Below are 16190 nucleotides of genomic sequence, written 5' to 3'. Positions count from 1 at the left end.
AAATTGCGGCAATTTGCCGGATCATTTGGCCGCTCGGCATGGAAGTGCGCTGTGAAACCATGCCCGGAGCATTTTTTGAAGAATGGCCGTGACAACCCGCGGTCTCAAAGAGGGAATTTTTTATCCCGGCAGAATTCGTCCCCCGAAAGGCCCGCGCTTGCACGCCAAAGAAGCGGGCCGGAACCGAAACGGGGGGCATACTTTATTAGACGCCGCGCAGGCCCATATAAACGAGGAAAGCGGCAAGAAGAAGAGCCGGAAGCTGTACACCGATGCGCTTCCGTTTCGGAAAGTGGACGATGCATGCTGCGAGAAAACCGCCGAAAAGCCCGCCAAGATGCCCGAAATTGTCAATGCCGGAAACGGAGAAGCCGAAAACGAGATTAATGATGATGAGCGTAATGACACTCGATCCCATTGTCCGGAAAAAAAGATCGCGGTAAGCCGTCCCGATGTAAAGCAAAGCGCCAAACAAGCCAAAAATCGCACCGCTTGCGCCGGCAGAAAGGCTTGGCGAAAACAGGAAGCTGGCCAGGCAGCCTGTAAACCCGGCGAACAAATAAATCAGGGCAAAACGCGCCTTACCGTAAATCCGTTCGACAAGCGGCCCGATGTAATATAAAGAGAGCGAATTCATAAAAAGGTGCATGATCCCGATGTGAATAAAAACCGGCGTAATCAGCCGCCAATATTGCCCTTCCATAATCAGCGGGTTGTACTTGGCGCCGAAACGAATCAGGTTTTGCGTATTCTGCGTCCCGCCGGTAAGCGACATGATAATAAACACGGCAATCTGTACGGCCAGAAAGACGTATGTAAAAAACGGCCTGCCCGCATCAAACAGCTGCCGTTCCTCCTCTTCCCGTTGCGCCTCGGCTGCGAACACCATCCGCTGTAATGCATAGGGGTCCCCACCCATGGTTTCGGGCGCAATCGCAAGCCGGCCTTCCGTAAACTGACGCAGCTTGCTGATCCCGGGATCAGGATTCTCCCCTTCAATCAATACGCTGTGGAGTTCCGTTTTTCCGCCATTAATATGCATCGGTTCATCCAAATAAATTTCATAATCGTCAACCGGCGCATACGCACTCACATAAATATTGAGTACGCGCGGAGCAAGCCGTCTTATTTGTTTGCATAAATCTTCAGCCTGTGCGCAACAATCACGGATGTCGCGGTACAACCAGTTGCCCCAGTCGATGTCATACCGCAAAAGGCGCACAAGCGGCAAATTCTTCTTTTTTGGATTGGCAAGCCACATTTCATCCCGGTTTTCACTCAAAAACATGATCCGGTACTCATTTTCCACGACAAAATGGCGGCTGATTGCCCAAAACAAAACATCTGCCCTGCTGTTCACGATTTCCCCTGCCTTTTTCCATCCATTTTATCCTAACTATATCGAAAAAAAGAGCGGAGTGTAAAGCGTTTGGCCTTTTACACCCGCCCTTTTTTCGCCGTTATTGAAAAATCTGGCCCATGACGCGTGACCGCAATCCTGGAATCCGCATTGCTGCCGTGACCGCCAATTTTCTCGCAGGGCCGTACCCCAATACAGTGTTTAATACCCGGTAACGGTTCCGGTAAGCTGCTGAAAACAGAAGCAGTACCGCCATCCACTTCAGCCATCTGTTCATGGCGATTCCTCCCCCAAAAAAATTTTCCGCAACTCATTTCTATTTTTCCTGCCGGGAGAAAAATTATCCGCTATATAAAATGAGCGAAACATCGCTACTTTGTTGCCGGCTGCAAAAAGAAATCTGTGCAAATGGATGACCTTGTTTCAATGTAAAAACTTCAGTTCATTTTATATGTAAGTCCCGGCAAAAGAAAAAACAGCAGGAAAACGCCTGCTGTTTACTTTGTTTCGCGATGTACGGTTGCACGTTTGTCCCGCGGGCAATATTTTTTCAATTCAATACGGTCCGGGGTCGTACGTTTATTTTTCGTTGTAATATAGTTACGCTCACCGCATTCCGTGCAAGCCAGTGTAATGTTTACACGCATGTTTCATCCCTCCATCTTTCTCAATCGATCGTGCATACGACTTATCTATCATAGCATTTTTCACAGACGATTGCCAGTATGTTTTTTCGGGCAAAACCGTTCTTCCCGCCGGCTGCCGGTATAGGTGAAATTTTCACTTGAATGGGGGCAAGTCCGCCGCTCCCCCTTTTCTTGCACGATTTCGCCCCCTCTTGCCAGAAAGGCGGTACACTTCACCGGAAAATCATGATATAACTAACAATAGTACTTTGCAATGAAAAAGGAGAGAAATGGATGGTTATGACGCTGATGGTGTTACTGGCGCTTTCTGTGGTATTGTTTCTTATTTCGTTTTTCCGCCAGGACCGCGTGCATCTGGTAGAACAGGAACTGGAAGATTTGTCTTTAAAATTTTTCCAGGAAACGTACCAGATCAAAAAAAGATTACAGACGCTCGAAGAAGAATTCATGGCGCCTGGAGCCGACCCGCTTCTTCCGGATTCGTCCGGCGAAAGGATGCCGGTCAATGAAATTGTAAAAAACCAGGTGCTCGCTTTGTTCCGGCAAGGTCTTTCATTCGAACAGATTGCAAGGCAGTCCGCCCTCCCTGTAAACGAAGTGAAGCGCATCATTACGGGTGCCATGGAATAGAAAACGGATAGCGGGAAACCCCGTTATCCGTTTTTGATCGCAGCCATTAGTTCGAACCGCCTGCCCCGTTTTCGGCTGTTGGTACGGCCGTGTTGGCAGCATGGCTTTCTTCTTTTTTCTTCAGGTTAAAATAAGCTTTAAACACACGGTTCGCAATCTTTAAATTTGTGTGCGGGTCGGATGCGCCTCCCATGTAAGACCATGGCACAACAACCGAAATGGCAATTTCCGGGTGATTGTAAGGCGCATAACCGACAAAGGTGGAATTCCATGCATCTGACCAAATGGAAGGATGTGCCCTTCCGGCCGCATCGTATTTTTCCACCAGTTCACCGCCATAAACAGCCTGTGCCGTCCCGGTTTTCCCTGCCACTTTCAGACTGGAATCAATCCGCCCGTAAGCTGTTCCGTGGGGAACGTTCACCACGTTATAAAAACCTTGTTTGACGCGGTTGATGTATGACTCCTTCATATCCACACGGTTTAAGACCGTCGTGCCGATTTCTTTTTCGACAGGCCCGAGTGTCTTGCCGTCCGGGCTCGGTTCACGGATTTCCTTCGCAATATGCGGCTGCACGCGATAACCGCCGTTTGCAATCGTGGAAACATACTGGCAGAGCTGAAGCGCAGTATACGTGTCAAACTGCCCGATCCCAAAGTCGAGCACGTTCCCGCTGTTCGGCGGGACTTCCGTTTGATAGCCGCCGACTTCACCCGGAAGATCAATACCGGTTTTAACACCTAGCCCGAATTGGGCAAAATATTTGCGCAATGTCCGGATCGTTTTCATTTTGTCAATATTAAGCGAGCCATTCGGTACATAATTGTGCTGCCCGCCGATCGCCATGACCGTCCGGAACATATATACGTTTGATGAAACCTGCAGGGCCTTTAAGTCGTTAATCGCACCAAAACCAGACGTCACCCACGATTTTTTCACAGGGGTGCTGGCGAAATGGAGCGGCTGGTCGACAAATACACTCCCGGGCGAAATGGCCCCGGTCTGATACCCGGTCAAAACAGTCGCACCTTTCACTGCAGAACCCGAAGGATAAGCAGTTGTCATATTCCCAAGTGCAAAGTCCTTGATTTTCGCAGACCCGTTTTTTGTGACCACCTGCTTGCCGGCCATTGTCAGCACTTCACCGGTATTCGGGTTCATAACGGTGACAAAGGCACGGTCAACAAGCGGATTGCTTGCGCGGGCCGCTTTGATTTCATCGGTAATAATTTTTTCAACTTCTCTTTGCAGGTCAATGTCAACAGACAAAACAAGGTCGCTGCCCGGCTTCCCTTTGCTGATTACTTTTGAAGAGATGACATTTCCTTTTTTATCCTGCTTCGCTTCCACTTTTTCTTTTTCGCCGTTTAAGACATCTTCATACTGCTGTTCAATGTAACTTTTCCCGACGCGGTCATTGCGGCTGTATCCGCGGGCCGTGTAGTACTGTTCCTTATCGGCAGGCAGGCCTTCTTTTTCGGTTGTCACATCGCCAAGGATTGACCCCAAAACCGAATCGTTGCTGTTTGCCTCTTTGAACACATAGTTCCGCTCCCAGTCGGTTGTAATATCCACGCCCGGCAGCGCTGAAAGATTCTCGCTCACAGTCGCATACTCTTTATTCGTCACGTCCGTGTTTTTGATAATTTGCGGGGACAGCACATAGCCGGCCGACATTTTGCTGTAGATCGCGAGCACATTGAGATCATCCCGCGACAGTGAATCCAGATCCTGTTTCGTAATCCGATTCAGCTGCAACTTGTATATTTTGTCGCTGTCGTTGTCGAGCTTTGCCTGTTCCGCTTTGGAAACGAGCTGTTTTGCCGCTTTCGGATGGGTCAGGATCCAAAAGTCTTTTTTATCCCGGTCCGTTAGCCGTTTCACATCCGCATCCGGCACTTTGATGATTTCCCCGAGTTTCCTTGCCACTTTCAGCATTTTCCCGTTGTCATCCGCCTGGGTTCTCGTATATGTGATCGCCTTCAGCGCTTTATTGCCCACAATCACTTTATAGTTCCGGTCAAGAATTCTTCCTCTTGGAACAGAAGTATGGATCGTCTTGTCTTCCGTCTGTTCAAGTTCTTTTTTGTAATCCTGGCCGTAGACAATCTGCACGATGCCCAGACGCACGACTAAGACCGAAAAAAGCACAAAAACAGCAAAGAACAGCATGTTCATTCTAAATGGAATATGCGACCGCTTTTTTCGCTTCTTTTTCTTCAACCTTTTTCTGCTCCTCCCTTCGCCATCGGCTATACATTCCATTTTAGCGAAAAAGTGCGGACATGGCTATAAAAAATACCGCCATTTTTGGAAACGGCGGCCTTACATATCCCCAATCCGGATATTCCTTGTAAAAAGCGAAATGCATAAATGCCCTGCCCCAATCACAAGCATCAGCACGCGGATGCTTACCTGGCTGTTGAAAAAAGTGACGGCTGCAATGAAAAGCAAAATCGAAGCGACTCTGCCGGCATTGGTAAATATTTCAAGCACGACAACATACTCAATCCGTGCTTCCGCTGCTTTCCATGCCCTGCCGATCACATCGTATGTCATCGAATTATATGGGACAAGCAGAAGCGGGTAAGCAATCGCAATCGTTGCGGCATAAAGCAGCATTCTCGGATAGGTGACTTCAAAAATAAACAAAAACACGGCCGCATACAGAAGCAGTCCGCCTAAAAAAATGGAGCGCTGGCGGTGTTTGATTTTTATATAACGGGCAACGAGCGTGTACCCGAGAAACTGCAGGCAGGAATTGATCAACCCGAACGTGCCGAGAGAAAGCTCGCTCCCCGTGGAAAGGAACACGAAAACGGAAATCATAAACACAAACGTGCCATCCCTTAAACCTTGAACAAAATGGGCGCTTGTAATCCGTTTCCAATTCGGGTTGCGATGCCGTTCCTTTACGATTTGCTTAAACAAATAACGGCCGTGTGCAGGTCGTGGTGCAATAAAAAAACTGAGGACGACGGCAAGAGCAAACAGGATGAGGGAGAGCGCAAAAACGACCGTATAACCGCTTTTCCCGATCGCTGAAATGATCAGCCCGGCGGCAAACGGTCCGGCCATGCCGCCGATGGATCCGAATGCCCCCATAAAGCCGTTAAAAAAATCCCTCGTCTCGGGCTCCGTAATTTCAAACGTCAGCACGTTATAGGCGAGCCAGTAAAAGCCATAGCCGATCCCGAGCAGCCCGCCAAGCAAAACGATAAAATCGCCGGCATGCCCCCGCGAAAACAGCACGCTTAAATAAAACAGCGCCAAAAAGGCAACCCCGATCCTGAACACCATGACCCTGTCCACTTTTTTCGCCCATCTTCCCGCGATGATAAAAGTGAGCGGCTGCAGGATAACAACCGATAAATTATATACCGCCAGATCTATGTACTTCCCTGTCTGCTTCCATAAATATATGTTAACGAAAGAATTGGACAGAGAAATGCTTAAAGAATAAAGCCCGCCGATCGCAAGCAGCAGCAGCAGATCTTTTGACAGTTCTATATCTCCGAACCATTTTTGCACATGCTTCATAAATCAAAACTCCCCCCATTCCCCTATATTGTTTTGAAAAACGGGGGCGTTTATGCACGGGCGCATGCAAAAAGGGCGTGCACGCAAATGGCGCGGCACGCCCTTTTTTAAATGGATCGCGATTATTTCGCTGCTTCGTACAGTTTTTCCACTTCGTCCCAGTTCACGACATTCCAGAATGCAGAAATATATTCTGGACGGCGGTTTTGGTATTTCAAGTAGTAAGCATGTTCCCAAACATCAAGGCCAAGAACCGGTTTTTTGCCTTCGGAAAGCGGGTTGTCTTGGTTCGGGGTGCTTGTAATTTCAAGCTCGCCGTTATTGACAACAAGCCATGCCCAGCCGGAACCGAAACGGCCTGCTGCAGCCGCTGCAAATTGTTCTTTGAATTTTTCAAAGCTGCCGAATTTGCTGTTGATCGCGTCAAGCAGCGCGCCTTTAGGTTCGCCGCCGCCATTTGGCGAAAGCAACGTCCAGAACAGCGAATGGTTGGCATGTCCCCCGCCGTTGTTGCGAACCGCTGTACGGATTTCTTCCGGAACCGCATTCAAATCCGAAATTAAGTCCTCAACGGATTTGGAAGCAAGGTCGTCATGGCCTTCCAACGCTTTGTTCAAATTGGTGACATAAGTATTATGGTGCTTCGTATGGTGGATGTTCATCGTTTCCTTGTCAATATAAGGCTCCAGGGCATCATACGCATACGGCAATTGCGGTAAAGTGTACGTCATATCTTTATTCCTCCTTTATGTAGTGTTTTGAACCGAAAAGATTCAAAGATTTGTCATATTTAATGTACCAAAACCGATTGATAAATGGCAAATTTTTCGCCTGCATTTTTGAGAATCATCCCGGGTTCTAATTACAGCATACCGGCATATACTGGTAGCACTCATAAAAGGAGGGAATGTCCATGTTGAAAAAAATATTTGCGCTCTTTATCGTTGCCCTTATCTCTTACAGCATCTACTACGATCTCCACGCAGGCACAATCCCGACGAATGCTAAAGAAACAACCGAAAAAAACGTTGCCATACAACCTGAAACAACCCACGGTCCGTATGTCACAGCCAAGGTCCATTCCGGTGACACGGTGCTTACGATTGTCAAAAAAATATCAGGCGGGACGGCGCCTTCGATTGAAAAAGTGATCCGCGATTTCAGCAAACTAAACGGCGGAATTGCACCGGAAGACATCCAAATTGGACAAACATACCGGTTTCCCATTTACGGCGAATCCCGGTAAAAACCGGAGTATGGCTTGTCAATCGGGGCAGTAAATTGGTAAAATGTAAGTTGGTAAAATGTTTATGGACTGATAGATCATTAAAGGAGCGAATATCCTTGGGTGAGATCATACACCGTACAAAAACGCGCCCTGTCAAGGTAGGTAACTTGACGATCGGGGGCAGCAATGAATTATTCATTCAAAGTATGACGACGACGAAAACACATGATGTCGATGCAACTGTCCGCCAGATTGAGCGGCTTGAAGAAGCAGGCTGCCAGATCGTGCGCGTTGCCGTCCCGGATGAACGGGCGGCAAGGGCTATTCCCGACATAAAAAAAAGAATCCATATCCCGCTTGTCGCGGATATCCACTTTGATTACCGGCTTGCGTTAATCGCAATTGAAGGCGGCGTCGATAAAATCCGGATTAACCCGGGTAATATCGGCAAGCGCGAAAAAGTCGAAGCGGTCGTGAAAGCGGCAAAAGAGCGCGGCATTCCGATCCGGATCGGCGTCAATGCTGGAAGCCTTGAAAAACCAATTTTGCAAAAATACGGATACCCGACAGCAGACGGCATGGTCGAAAGCGCCCTGCACCATATCCGGATTCTGGAAGACCTGGATTTTCACGACATTATCGTTTCGATGAAAGCCTCGGATGTCCGCCTTGCCATCGAAGCGTACGAGAAAGCGGCCCGGACATTTGACTACCCGCTCCATCTCGGTATTACTGAATCCGGGACGCTGTTTTCCGGCACCATCAAAAGTGCCGCCGGGATTGGGACGCTTTTAAATATGGGAATCGGCAACACGCTCCGCATTTCTTTAAGCGCCGACCCGGTGGAAGAAGTGAAAGTCGCGCGTGAACTGCTGAAAATATTCGGGCTTTCCTCCAATGCCCCGACGCTCGTTTCATGCCCGACTTGCGGCCGGATTGCGATCGATTTAATCAGCATTGCAAACGAAGTCGAAGAATATTTACAGACCATAAAAGCGCCGATTAAAGTTTCCGTCCTCGGCTGCGCCGTCAACGGCCCCGGTGAAGCAAGAGAAGCGGATATTGGGATCGCCGGTGCACGCGGGGAAGGCCTCCTGTTCCGCAAAGGGAAAATCATACGGAAAGTGCCGGAAGATAAAATGGTAGAAGAATTGAAAAAAGAAATCGACATGCTTGCCGAAGCGTATTACCAAAAACAGGCCGCGCAAAACGTGAACCCCGTCTGACCGAAACACCGGCGTAAAACAAGCCGGTGTTTCTTCATGCGCGGCAACTTTTATCTTCCAGGCCTGGCCCGGACAACAGGCGGCACGATCGCTTCACATTCAAAACGGAAAAGGAGGCGCACCATGGTGAAAAAATACCGTTTCGGCATTGACATTGACGGGACTGTGACAGATCCTGAAACGCTTATTCCGTTCATTAACGATGCCTTTCACATTGACCTGAAATATGAAGACTTAACGAAGTATGAGATCACAGATGTCGTCGATATTCCTGCCGGGACATTTGCCGACTGGTTTATCCGCTCGGAGCCTGTGATCTATGCAAAATCCCCGGTTGCAAAAGGGGCAAAAGAAGTGTTAAACAAATGGGCAGACCGGTTTGAGCTGTATTTTATCAGCGCACGCGCATCCTATCTCCTTGATGTGACCAAAAACTGGTTTACAAAACAACAGCTGAAATACCATCATATCGAGCTGATCGGCACGCATCACAAAGTGGAAACCGCAAAAAAGTACAACGTTGATTTGTTTTTGGAAGACAAACATGACAATGCGGCCGCCATTGCGCAAACGCTCGGCATCCCCGTCCTTCTGTTTGACACCCCATACAACCGGGATCCCGTCCCGGACAATGTATACCGGGTGAAAAATTGGAAAGAAGCGGATGACTGGGTCAGACGCTGGATCACCCAGTCCAGCCGCTCCGCACGCGATTAAGGGCTTATCCGGGTTTCTGTAAGGGACAGGCTGGGTTGCGGATAGCTTTTTGCGGTGACCCGCGTGCCTGCGCCCGGGTTATTTTTCCCGGAAGGCGTCTTGAAAAATATCCAAAATCATAAAATGAACTTCAGTTTTTCGCGCCAACATCTACTACGATCAGGATCGATATGGATTCTGGCAACACATTCGTTCAACTTATATAGCAAAAACAAACCCTGCCGGAAGCAGGGTTTGTTAAATATTTTGCCGCGTTTCATCTGCCATGCATTCCGGGCACGTGCCGTAAATTTCAAACTTATGGCCGGAAATGGCATACCCTTCCAAACCGCTCACCATTGGCATCGGGCAATCCGGGATTTCTTTCGTCTTCCCGCACGCCAGGCAAATAAAATGGTGATGGTGGTGGTTTGTCGAGCATTTGAAACGGAAATGCTTTTCACCGGACAGCTCTGTCACTTCCAGTATGCCAAGTTCAGCAAAAAGCGATAAATTCCTGTAGATCGTATCAAAACTGAGGCCCGGATACGCATCTTTCATCCATTCGAGCACGTCTTTTGCCGTCAAATACTTATTGCTCTCCGAAAACAAATCGAGCATTTTTTCCCTTTTTCCTGTATGCTTATAGCCGTTTTCCTTCAAGATTTCAATTGCCTCATCCAAAAGCATGTTCACACCTTCTTTTTGTTCAAACCGGCACCGGGCCGGAATCGTTTCATATAAACCGCCAAAAGCAAAATGACGATGGAAATCACCACAATTGTACCACCGGGCGGCAAATTCAGATAAAATGCCGTAACCAGCCCGCCCAAAACGGAAATTTCGCCAAAAAGAACGGAAAACAAAATGGTCTGTTTAAATCCCCGGCTGATGCGGATGCTGGCCGCTACCGGGAGCGTAATCAGCGCGGATACAAGCATAATCCCCACGATCCGCATCGCAGCCGAAATCACAAGCGCAATCAGCACCATAAACAGCAAATGGATCGTTTTCGCAGGAATACCGGACACTTTTGCATATTCTTCATCAAAAGAAAGCAGGAAAAGTTCCTTATACAGCAAAAGGATCACAGCCGCCACAATGACGGCAATCCCCAGAATGAGCCAAAGATCAGCCTGGCTTACCGCGCTTACGCTGCCGAACAGGTAATTCATCAAATCTACATTATACCCTCCGGCCACAGAAATAAAGATCAGCCCGATGCCAATCCCGCCCGACATGATAATCGGAATCGCAAGTTCTTCATAATGCCGGTAAACCCCGCGCAACCGCTCGATCAGCACGGATCCGAGCACGGAAAAGCCGGTGCCAATATAAAGCGGGTTCAACCCGGCAAGAATAGAAAGCTTGCTGCTTAAAAACAGGCTGATCGCAATCCCGGACAATGTGACATGGCTGAGCGCATCCGCAATCAGCGACAAACGGCGTACGACAATAAAACTACCGATCAAAGGGGCAATCAGGCCGATTAAAATGCCGGCCAAAAATGTATTTTGTAAAAAATGATAATGAAAAAGTGCAGCAATCATTCGGTTTCTCCTTCTCACCCATGTTCATGCGCCAGCAACCGGACATCGTGGGCATACCAGGATGAACGTTTTTCTTTATCCAACTGCTGAAACGCGTGGATGTCGCCATGGAAATATAAATGCTGGTTCAAGCATGCAACATGCGTCACTTTGTCGGAAACGGCGCCGATATCATGTGTGACAAGAATCAGGGTAATGCCCCATTCCCTGTTCAGCTGCTCCAGCATTTCGTAAAAAGACCGGACATGGCGCTGGTCCACACCAACTGTCGGCTCATCCAGCATCAAAATCTCCGGCTTGCTGACAATGGCCCGCGCGATAAACACACGCTGCTGCTGGCCGCCACTTAGCTCGCCAATATTTTGATGGGCGTACGCCTCCATCCCGACTGAGCGGATCGCTTCCATTGCTTCTTTTCTGGCGCCGGGGCCAAGGAAACGGAACAGGCCGGTTTTTTTCACCAGGCCGCTTTCGACCACTTCTAAAACGGTCGCAGGATAACCAGTATTAAATGCATTGGCTTTTTGCGAGACAAAACCGATCCGGCTCCAGTCTTTAAAGCGGCTGAGCGGCGTGCCGAAAAGGCGGATTTCCCCTTCCTGCGGTTTTAACAGCCCGAGCATGAGCTTTAGCAGGGTTGATTTTCCGGAACCGTTCGGGCCAATGATGCCGAGAAACGCTCCCTTTGGTATGTTTAAATCGATCTGTTCCAGCACATTCTGCCGGTCATAACGGAAAGAGAGGCCAGAAACTTCTACAACATATTCTTCCATACGCAAACTCCTCAATCAGAATCATTCCGATTTAAACATTATACCTTCTTTCCGAAAGATTGTAAAGCGCGGAGGGGTTCACGTGGAAATGCCGGTAATTGCCGCCTTCTTATCGCTTTTCTTCCTCCGCGGCAATATCCCCTTCCATAAGCATCTGAAACATTTCTTCCCGGCCCGCATATACATGAAGCGGGGAGAGTGATGGATATTGAAACTGATTCAAAATATGGTCAATTATAAGGTGAATATCATTACCGGCGCGGAACTTTTTAAATACGCGCGGCAGTTTAACGTGAAAATCAGCCGCGAAGATGCGGAAAAAATCGCGGATTATGTGCGGGGAAAACAGTTGGACATCTTTGATGACGAGGCCCGCAGCAAAGCACTGAAAGACATTGCAAAAATTACAAGCCCGCTCACCGCAAAAGAAATCAACCGGGTGTTTGTCTTATTGGCAAAATAGAAAAAGAACCGGCCGGAAAAAGCTTTTCGGCCGGTTCTTCCTTATTTCACTACGCGCCTGACAACGCCATTAAAGCACTGTTTCCAGTAACCGCTGCTCATGGTGTCGATGGAAACGCCATCTGAACTATTGCAATCGAGAAATTTGCCGCCGCCCAGGTAAATGCCCACATGGCCGTTGTACTTATAAGTATTGAAAAAGACCAGGTCTCCCCGTTTCATATGCGAAGCACTGACCGCTTGCCCAAGCCCTGCAAGCGTATCCGTATTCGCACCGGAGCCACCCAGGTTCACGCCTGCCTGTGCGTAGGCCCAATGAACAAATGAGGAGCAGTCAAAAAGCCCGTTTGCAATGTCGCTTTTCGTTCTTCCGCCGCCCATTTTATAGGAAGTGTGCCCGATTAAAGCTGAACCGGCGCTGATCGCTTTTTCAACCGTTCCGGAACCGTTGTTTGAAGCGCTGCCGTCATCAGAAAAGGAAGGTACGCGCGCCACATGTTTTGCGCGGGATCCGGACTTTGTCTTTTCCTTCTGTGTATGTGCCGCAGTTTCTCCATTTGAATCGTCTCTTCCGGTGCTCGTGCCGGTAGAGGCGGAATCATCCTGCTTCGATTCCTGAGGCGCGGAAGATTTTGCAGCAGTAGCAGATGGTGCGGTCTCGGTCTCTTTGCTTTCCAGTTCAGCGAGCGCTGCTTTTTCCTGCGCGTTTAAGGAAGCTTCCTTGTCTTTCAGCTTCGCCAATTCAGCTGCAGCAGCTTGTTTTTGCTCCTTCAGCGCCGCTTCTAAGCTTTTCTGGTCCGCAAGCTGGTATTTGTTTGCTTCTTTCAACTCCTCAAGCTCAGCTAAATCCGACTGCACTTTCTGAAGCTTCTTTTCCACTTCAGCTTTTGCTGTATTTAATGTTTTGTTGTCTTTTTCCTGCGCTTTTAAAATGGCGCGGTCTGCTTGGACAAACGTTGTTAACGCTTGCGCTCGGCTGACAAAATCGCTCAGGCTGCTGGATTCAAGCAGCACATTCAGATAACTATCCGCTCCGCCTTTTTGTTGAATGTCACGCGCACGCCGGGCAAGCACGTTGTTGCGCTCTTCTATTCTTTTTTGCGTTTCTTTCATTTTTTCATTTAACGATGCGACCTCGTCTTTCGTCTCTGACACTTCTTGCGTTTTTTCACTGATTTTCTGATTGGTTTGGCGGATCTTAGCCGAAATTTTTTCCATATCCGACTGAAACTGCTTCGCGTTTTCTGCGATCTTCGCAATCTCGTTTTGCTTGCCGGAAATGCTTTCCTTAACGGCCGACTCCTCGTTTTGAATGCTCTTGACAGCGGTTTCTGCATTTGCTTTGCTAAGCGGGACGAAAGCGCTGCCTGCGATCACTGCAGCAGCGGTTAACGACAAAAACTTCCTATTCACCTTAACGCCTCCATTGCTATGTATCGGCTTTTTCTCATTATGTGTAGATTCCGTTCTATTAATCTATTGATATTTCTGATTATAGCATTGATGGTTTGATAAATAGATTACAGTTATATTTCATTTTGCAAATGGAGGTTTATTTTTAAAAAATCCCGGCCAAACGAAAACCACTGAAACTGTCCAGATGCAAAAAACGATGAGACACTAAGAATGTAGTGTCTCACCGTTTTGTTTCAGCGGCTTTAAAACCTGACCAGGATTCAAGCGGGCTGCTCCACAATTTTGGCCAGCAGATTTTCGTCAAATTTCCTGTTTCTAAGCATGGCAATTTCGTATTTGTACGGCGGCTTGCGGTTCTTTTTGTCTTCGCCGACATAAGGGGTTTCCAAAATTTTCGGGATGTCAGAAAGCGCCGGGTGATGCACGATATAGTCAAGGGCTTCAAATCCGATATGGCCAAACCCGATATTCTCATGCCGGTCTTTGTGCGAGCCGGCTTCATTTTTGCTGTCATTGACATGCAATACTTTCAGGCGGCCAATGCCGATGATCCGGTCAAATTCATCCAGCACTTCATCAAACCGGTTTTTCACATCATAGCCGGCATCATGGGTATGGCAAGTATCAAAGCAAACGGAAAGCTTGTCATTGTATTTGACGCCGTCTATAATTTCCGCCAGTTCCTCAAACGTCCTGCCGCATTCGGATCCTTTGCCGGCCATCGTTTCAAGCGCAATCTGGACGGTTTGCTCCGGAACGAGCACCTCATTCAGCCCTTCAATGATTTTCTTGATCGCTTTTTCCGGCCCTGCACCAACATGGGCGCCCGGGTGCAAAACGATCTGCTTCGCTCCGATCGCCTCCGTCCGCTCAATTTCCGACCGCAAAAAACGGACACCGAGTTCAAATGTCGCAGGATTTGTTGTGTTGCCGATATTGATGATATACGGCGCATGGACGACAATCTCCTCTATGCCATGTTCTTTCATATGGGCAAGGCCGGCTTCAATGTTCAAGTCCTCAATTTTCTTCCGCCTTGTATTTTGCGGTGCGCCCGTATAAATCATGAATGTGTTGGCGCCGTATGAAACCGCCTCTTCACTTGACGCAAGCAGCATTTTTTTGCCGCTCATCGAGACATGTGAACCAATTTTAAGCATGCTGTTTCTCCCCTTTTATTTCCGTTTTTGCAATTTCCTTTGCCGTTTTTTCAGCATTTCGATCTGCCGTTCCATTTTCTTTTTGTAGCCCGGCTTCACTTTTTTCGGCCTGCCGATTGCCTTTCTCGCCGCAGTCTCCGTTTGATCCGCCTTTTTTACCCGCTTTTTGCGGCGGTTCCGATCGCCCAGTTCCACCCATTCGCCGCGGCGCACATCGCGGTAGAGAAATGCAATCCCCATTTTCTCAAGCTGGGTGAGGGCAAACTCATCGGAAGGTTCGTAAATGGTCGCGCATATGCCCGACAGATCGGCGCGGGCCGTTCTGCCGGCGCGATGGACGTAAAACGTTAAATCTTTTGGCAGCTCGTAGTTTACAACATGGCTGACCCCTTCGATATCAATCCCGCGCGCGGCCAAATCAGTGGCAATGATGTACCGGTATTCCAGGTTTTTGATTTGTTTCATCGTTTTCGCCCGTTCCCGCGGCGAGAGGTCTCCGTGGATGCGGGCCGTTTTCATCCCTTTTGCTGAGAGCCCTGCTGCAATTTCATCCACCATCGCTTTTGTGTTTGCAAATACAATCGCCAAGTACGGGTTAAACGCCTCGAGGACATCATGCAACACGTCCATTTTCTCCCGCGCGCGTTTTGGGATCAAAATATGTTCAATTTTTTTCGCTGCGATTTGGCGCGGCGCTACCTGCTCGAATTTCGGATTTTCCATGTACTTTTTTAAAAACGGCTTTAATTTTTCGGGAATGGTTGCCGAAAACACGAGCATTTGCAGTTTTTCAGACATCCTCCCCGCGATTTGGTCGACATCCACGATAAAGCCCATATCGAGCATAATATCCGCTTCATCGACAACAAACGTTTTCGCTGTATGGACAAATAACGCCTGTTCTTTCACAAGATCATTTACCCTGCCCGGTGTGCCAACTACAATTTGCGGTTGTTTTTTCAGTTTGCTGATATCCCGCTGCTTGTCCGTCCCGCCGATAAATAGTTTAGCGGTAAGACGGCCTGTTTCTTCCCATTTTAAAATTTCCTGGATTTCATGGTATATCTGTGCCGCCAGTTCCCGCGTCGGGGCCGTAATCACCGCCTGGACTTCCGCAAGAGACGGGTCTGCTTTTTGCAAAAGCGGCAACACATAAGCATGTGTTTTCCCCGTTCCCGTCTGCGACTGTCCGATAGCGCTTTCCCCCCGCAAAACAAGCGGAATCATTTTTCGCTGTATTTCCGTCGGTTCGGCAAAGCCTTTATGTTCGATCGCTTTTTCGATAAATGATTTAAAACCGAAATCTTCCCATTTTGTTCCGTTCATGTTTCCACTCCTTCTCTCATGCAGCAGAACGTCTTGTTATTATAATCGACATCCGCGAAAAATGCCAATTTCCGCATGCCCCCGTATGCAAATGGAAATTTTTGTGCCGTTTACAGGCAGAAAGAAACTTTTTTTGCATGCCAGACGTTTCCGTTTGGCCTGCATATTGTAATAT

General features: G+C 48.4%; 17 protein-coding genes. 5 read left to right on the top strand and 12 right to left on the bottom strand.

All coding sequences use genetic code 11. The annotated features are described in order from the left end of the window. Nucleotides 1-205 precede the first annotated feature (205 nt). The 3 genes from ABR335_RS07925 to rpmG form a co-directional block, all read right to left on the bottom strand. Nucleotides 206-1360: a rhomboid family intramembrane serine protease gene (locus ABR335_RS07925; RefSeq protein WP_017550537.1), complete on the bottom strand. Its 1155-nt coding sequence runs from the start codon at nucleotides 1358-1360 to the stop codon at nucleotides 206-208. Nucleotides 1361-1460: 100 nt separating this feature from the next. Further along, the gene (locus ABR335_RS07920) at nucleotides 1461-1637 is read right to left on the bottom strand and encodes a hypothetical protein (RefSeq protein ID WP_195854848.1); all 177 of its coding nucleotides are present in this window, start codon (nucleotides 1635-1637) and stop codon (nucleotides 1461-1463) included. A 220-nt stretch (nucleotides 1638-1857) separates the two neighbouring features. Then, a complete protein-coding gene (gene rpmG, locus ABR335_RS07915) occupies nucleotides 1858-2007 on the bottom strand; it encodes a 50S ribosomal protein L33 (RefSeq protein WP_014098013.1) in 150 nt (49 codons plus the stop codon). 273 nt (nucleotides 2008-2280) lie between these two features. Between rpmG and ABR335_RS07910 the strand changes: the two genes are divergently transcribed. Continuing rightward, on the top strand, nucleotides 2281-2637 hold the full coding sequence (locus tag ABR335_RS07910) for a hypothetical protein (RefSeq protein WP_017550540.1): 357 nt from the start codon (nucleotides 2281-2283) through the stop codon (nucleotides 2635-2637). 46 nt (nucleotides 2638-2683) lie between these two features. Here the strand turns inward: ABR335_RS07910 and ABR335_RS07905 are convergent, their stop codons facing one another. The 3 genes from ABR335_RS07905 to sodA form a co-directional block, all read right to left on the bottom strand. Continuing rightward, nucleotides 2684-4861 (bottom strand): peptidoglycan D,D-transpeptidase FtsI family protein, encoded by a 2178-nt coding sequence (locus ABR335_RS07905; RefSeq protein WP_017550541.1) that lies wholly within the window; start codon nucleotides 4859-4861, stop codon nucleotides 2684-2686. A gap of 102 nt (nucleotides 4862-4963) precedes the next feature. Further along, entirely contained in the window at nucleotides 4964-6178 is a 1215-nt protein-coding gene (locus tag ABR335_RS07900) for an MFS transporter (protein WP_017550542.1), read from the bottom strand. A 122-nt stretch (nucleotides 6179-6300) separates the two neighbouring features. Beyond that, entirely contained in the window at nucleotides 6301-6909 is a 609-nt protein-coding gene (gene sodA / locus ABR335_RS07895; protein WP_017550543.1) for a superoxide dismutase SodA, read from the bottom strand. Between the two features lie 182 nt (nucleotides 6910-7091). On the opposite strand from sodA, the gene ABR335_RS07890 reads away from it, so the two are divergent. From ABR335_RS07890 to ABR335_RS07880, 3 genes are all read left to right on the top strand, one after another. Beyond that, nucleotides 7092-7424, top strand: coding sequence for a hypothetical protein (locus ABR335_RS07890; RefSeq protein ID WP_014098008.1), 333 nt, complete (start codon nucleotides 7092-7094; stop codon nucleotides 7422-7424). Between the two features lie 107 nt (nucleotides 7425-7531). Continuing rightward, nucleotides 7532-8632, top strand: a complete 1101-nt coding sequence (gene ispG, locus ABR335_RS07885) for a flavodoxin-dependent (E)-4-hydroxy-3-methylbut-2-enyl-diphosphate synthase (protein ID WP_128890997.1) — start codon at nucleotides 7532-7534, stop codon at nucleotides 8630-8632. A 123-nt stretch (nucleotides 8633-8755) separates the two neighbouring features. Continuing rightward, entirely contained in the window at nucleotides 8756-9349 is a 594-nt protein-coding gene (locus ABR335_RS07880) for a 5' nucleotidase, NT5C type (protein WP_014098006.1), read from the top strand. Nucleotides 9350-9586: 237 nt separating this feature from the next. Here the strand turns inward: ABR335_RS07880 and ABR335_RS07875 are convergent, their stop codons facing one another. The 3 genes from ABR335_RS07875 to ABR335_RS07865 are packed head-to-tail and all read right to left on the bottom strand — an operon-like array spanning nucleotide 9587 to nucleotide 11651. Next, nucleotides 9587-10018 (bottom strand): Fur family transcriptional regulator, encoded by a 432-nt coding sequence (locus tag ABR335_RS07875; protein ID WP_014098005.1) that lies wholly within the window; start codon nucleotides 10016-10018, stop codon nucleotides 9587-9589. A gap of 2 nt (nucleotides 10019-10020) precedes the next feature. Then, on the bottom strand, nucleotides 10021-10878 hold the full coding sequence (locus tag ABR335_RS07870) for a metal ABC transporter permease (protein ID WP_014098004.1): 858 nt from the start codon (nucleotides 10876-10878) through the stop codon (nucleotides 10021-10023). Between the two features lie 14 nt (nucleotides 10879-10892). After that, nucleotides 10893-11651 carry a metal ABC transporter ATP-binding protein gene (locus tag ABR335_RS07865; protein ID WP_026683238.1) on the bottom strand — a complete coding sequence of 253 codons (759 nt, stop codon included), beginning with the start codon at nucleotides 11649-11651 and terminating at the stop codon, nucleotides 10893-10895. A gap of 208 nt (nucleotides 11652-11859) precedes the next feature. On the opposite strand from ABR335_RS07865, the gene ABR335_RS07860 reads away from it, so the two are divergent. Next, nucleotides 11860-12114: a DUF2624 domain-containing protein gene (locus ABR335_RS07860; RefSeq protein ID WP_014098002.1), complete on the top strand. Its 255-nt coding sequence runs from the start codon at nucleotides 11860-11862 to the stop codon at nucleotides 12112-12114. Between the two features lie 41 nt (nucleotides 12115-12155). Here ABR335_RS07860 and ABR335_RS07855 read toward each other — a convergent pair whose 3' ends face one another. From ABR335_RS07855 to ABR335_RS07845, 3 genes are all read right to left on the bottom strand, one after another. After that, the gene (locus ABR335_RS07855) at nucleotides 12156-13526 is read right to left on the bottom strand and encodes a C40 family peptidase (protein WP_017550546.1); all 1371 of its coding nucleotides are present in this window, start codon (nucleotides 13524-13526) and stop codon (nucleotides 12156-12158) included. Nucleotides 13527-13789: 263 nt separating this feature from the next. Next, nucleotides 13790-14689 (bottom strand): deoxyribonuclease IV, encoded by a 900-nt coding sequence (locus ABR335_RS07850; protein WP_014098000.1) that lies wholly within the window; start codon nucleotides 14687-14689, stop codon nucleotides 13790-13792. A gap of 15 nt (nucleotides 14690-14704) precedes the next feature. After that, nucleotides 14705-16015, bottom strand: a complete 1311-nt coding sequence (locus ABR335_RS07845) for a DEAD/DEAH box helicase (RefSeq protein WP_014097999.1) — start codon at nucleotides 16013-16015, stop codon at nucleotides 14705-14707. Between the last annotated feature and the right edge of the window lie 175 nt (nucleotides 16016-16190).

Origin of the sequence: Heyndrickxia faecalis, from assembly GCF_040267745.1 — a bacterium.
In the GTDB taxonomy this organism is placed as follows: domain Bacteria; phylum Bacillota; class Bacilli; order Bacillales; family Bacillaceae_C; genus Weizmannia; species Weizmannia faecalis.
Note: the sequence above shows the minus strand (reverse complement) of the source record. Positions and strands in the feature narration are given on the sequence as shown.

What these genes read in the sequence shown, in the direction of transcription:
- ABR335_RS07920 (WP_195854848.1), bottom strand. Translation starts at nt 1,637, where the DNA reads ATGAACAGATGGCTGAAGTGGATGGCGGTACTGCTTCTGTTTTCAGCA.
- rpmG (WP_014098013.1), bottom strand. Translation starts at nt 2,007, where the DNA reads ATGCGTGTAAACATTACACTGGCTTGCACGGAATGCGGTGAGCGTAAC.
- ABR335_RS07910 (WP_017550540.1), top strand. Translation starts at nt 2,281, where the DNA reads ATGGTTATGACGCTGATGGTGTTACTGGCGCTTTCTGTGGTATTGTTT.
- ABR335_RS07900 (WP_017550542.1), bottom strand. Translation starts at nt 6,178, where the DNA reads ATGAAGCATGTGCAAAAATGGTTCGGAGATATAGAACTGTCAAAAGAT.
- sodA (WP_017550543.1), bottom strand. Translation starts at nt 6,909, where the DNA reads ATGACGTACACTTTACCGCAATTGCCGTATGCGTATGATGCCCTGGAG.
- ABR335_RS07890 (WP_014098008.1), top strand. Translation starts at nt 7,092, where the DNA reads ATGTTGAAAAAAATATTTGCGCTCTTTATCGTTGCCCTTATCTCTTAC.
- ABR335_RS07880 (WP_014098006.1), top strand. Translation starts at nt 8,756, where the DNA reads ATGGTGAAAAAATACCGTTTCGGCATTGACATTGACGGGACTGTGACA.
- ABR335_RS07875 (WP_014098005.1), bottom strand. Translation starts at nt 10,018, where the DNA reads ATGCTTTTGGATGAGGCAATTGAAATCTTGAAGGAAAACGGCTATAAG.
- ABR335_RS07870 (WP_014098004.1), bottom strand. Translation starts at nt 10,878, where the DNA reads ATGATTGCTGCACTTTTTCATTATCATTTTTTACAAAATACATTTTTG.
- ABR335_RS07865 (WP_026683238.1), bottom strand. Translation starts at nt 11,651, where the DNA reads ATGGAAGAATATGTTGTAGAAGTTTCTGGCCTCTCTTTCCGTTATGAC.
- ABR335_RS07850 (WP_014098000.1), bottom strand. Translation starts at nt 14,689, where the DNA reads ATGCTTAAAATTGGTTCACATGTCTCGATGAGCGGCAAAAAAATGCTG.
- ABR335_RS07845 (WP_014097999.1), bottom strand. Translation starts at nt 16,015, where the DNA reads ATGAACGGAACAAAATGGGAAGATTTCGGTTTTAAATCATTTATCGAA.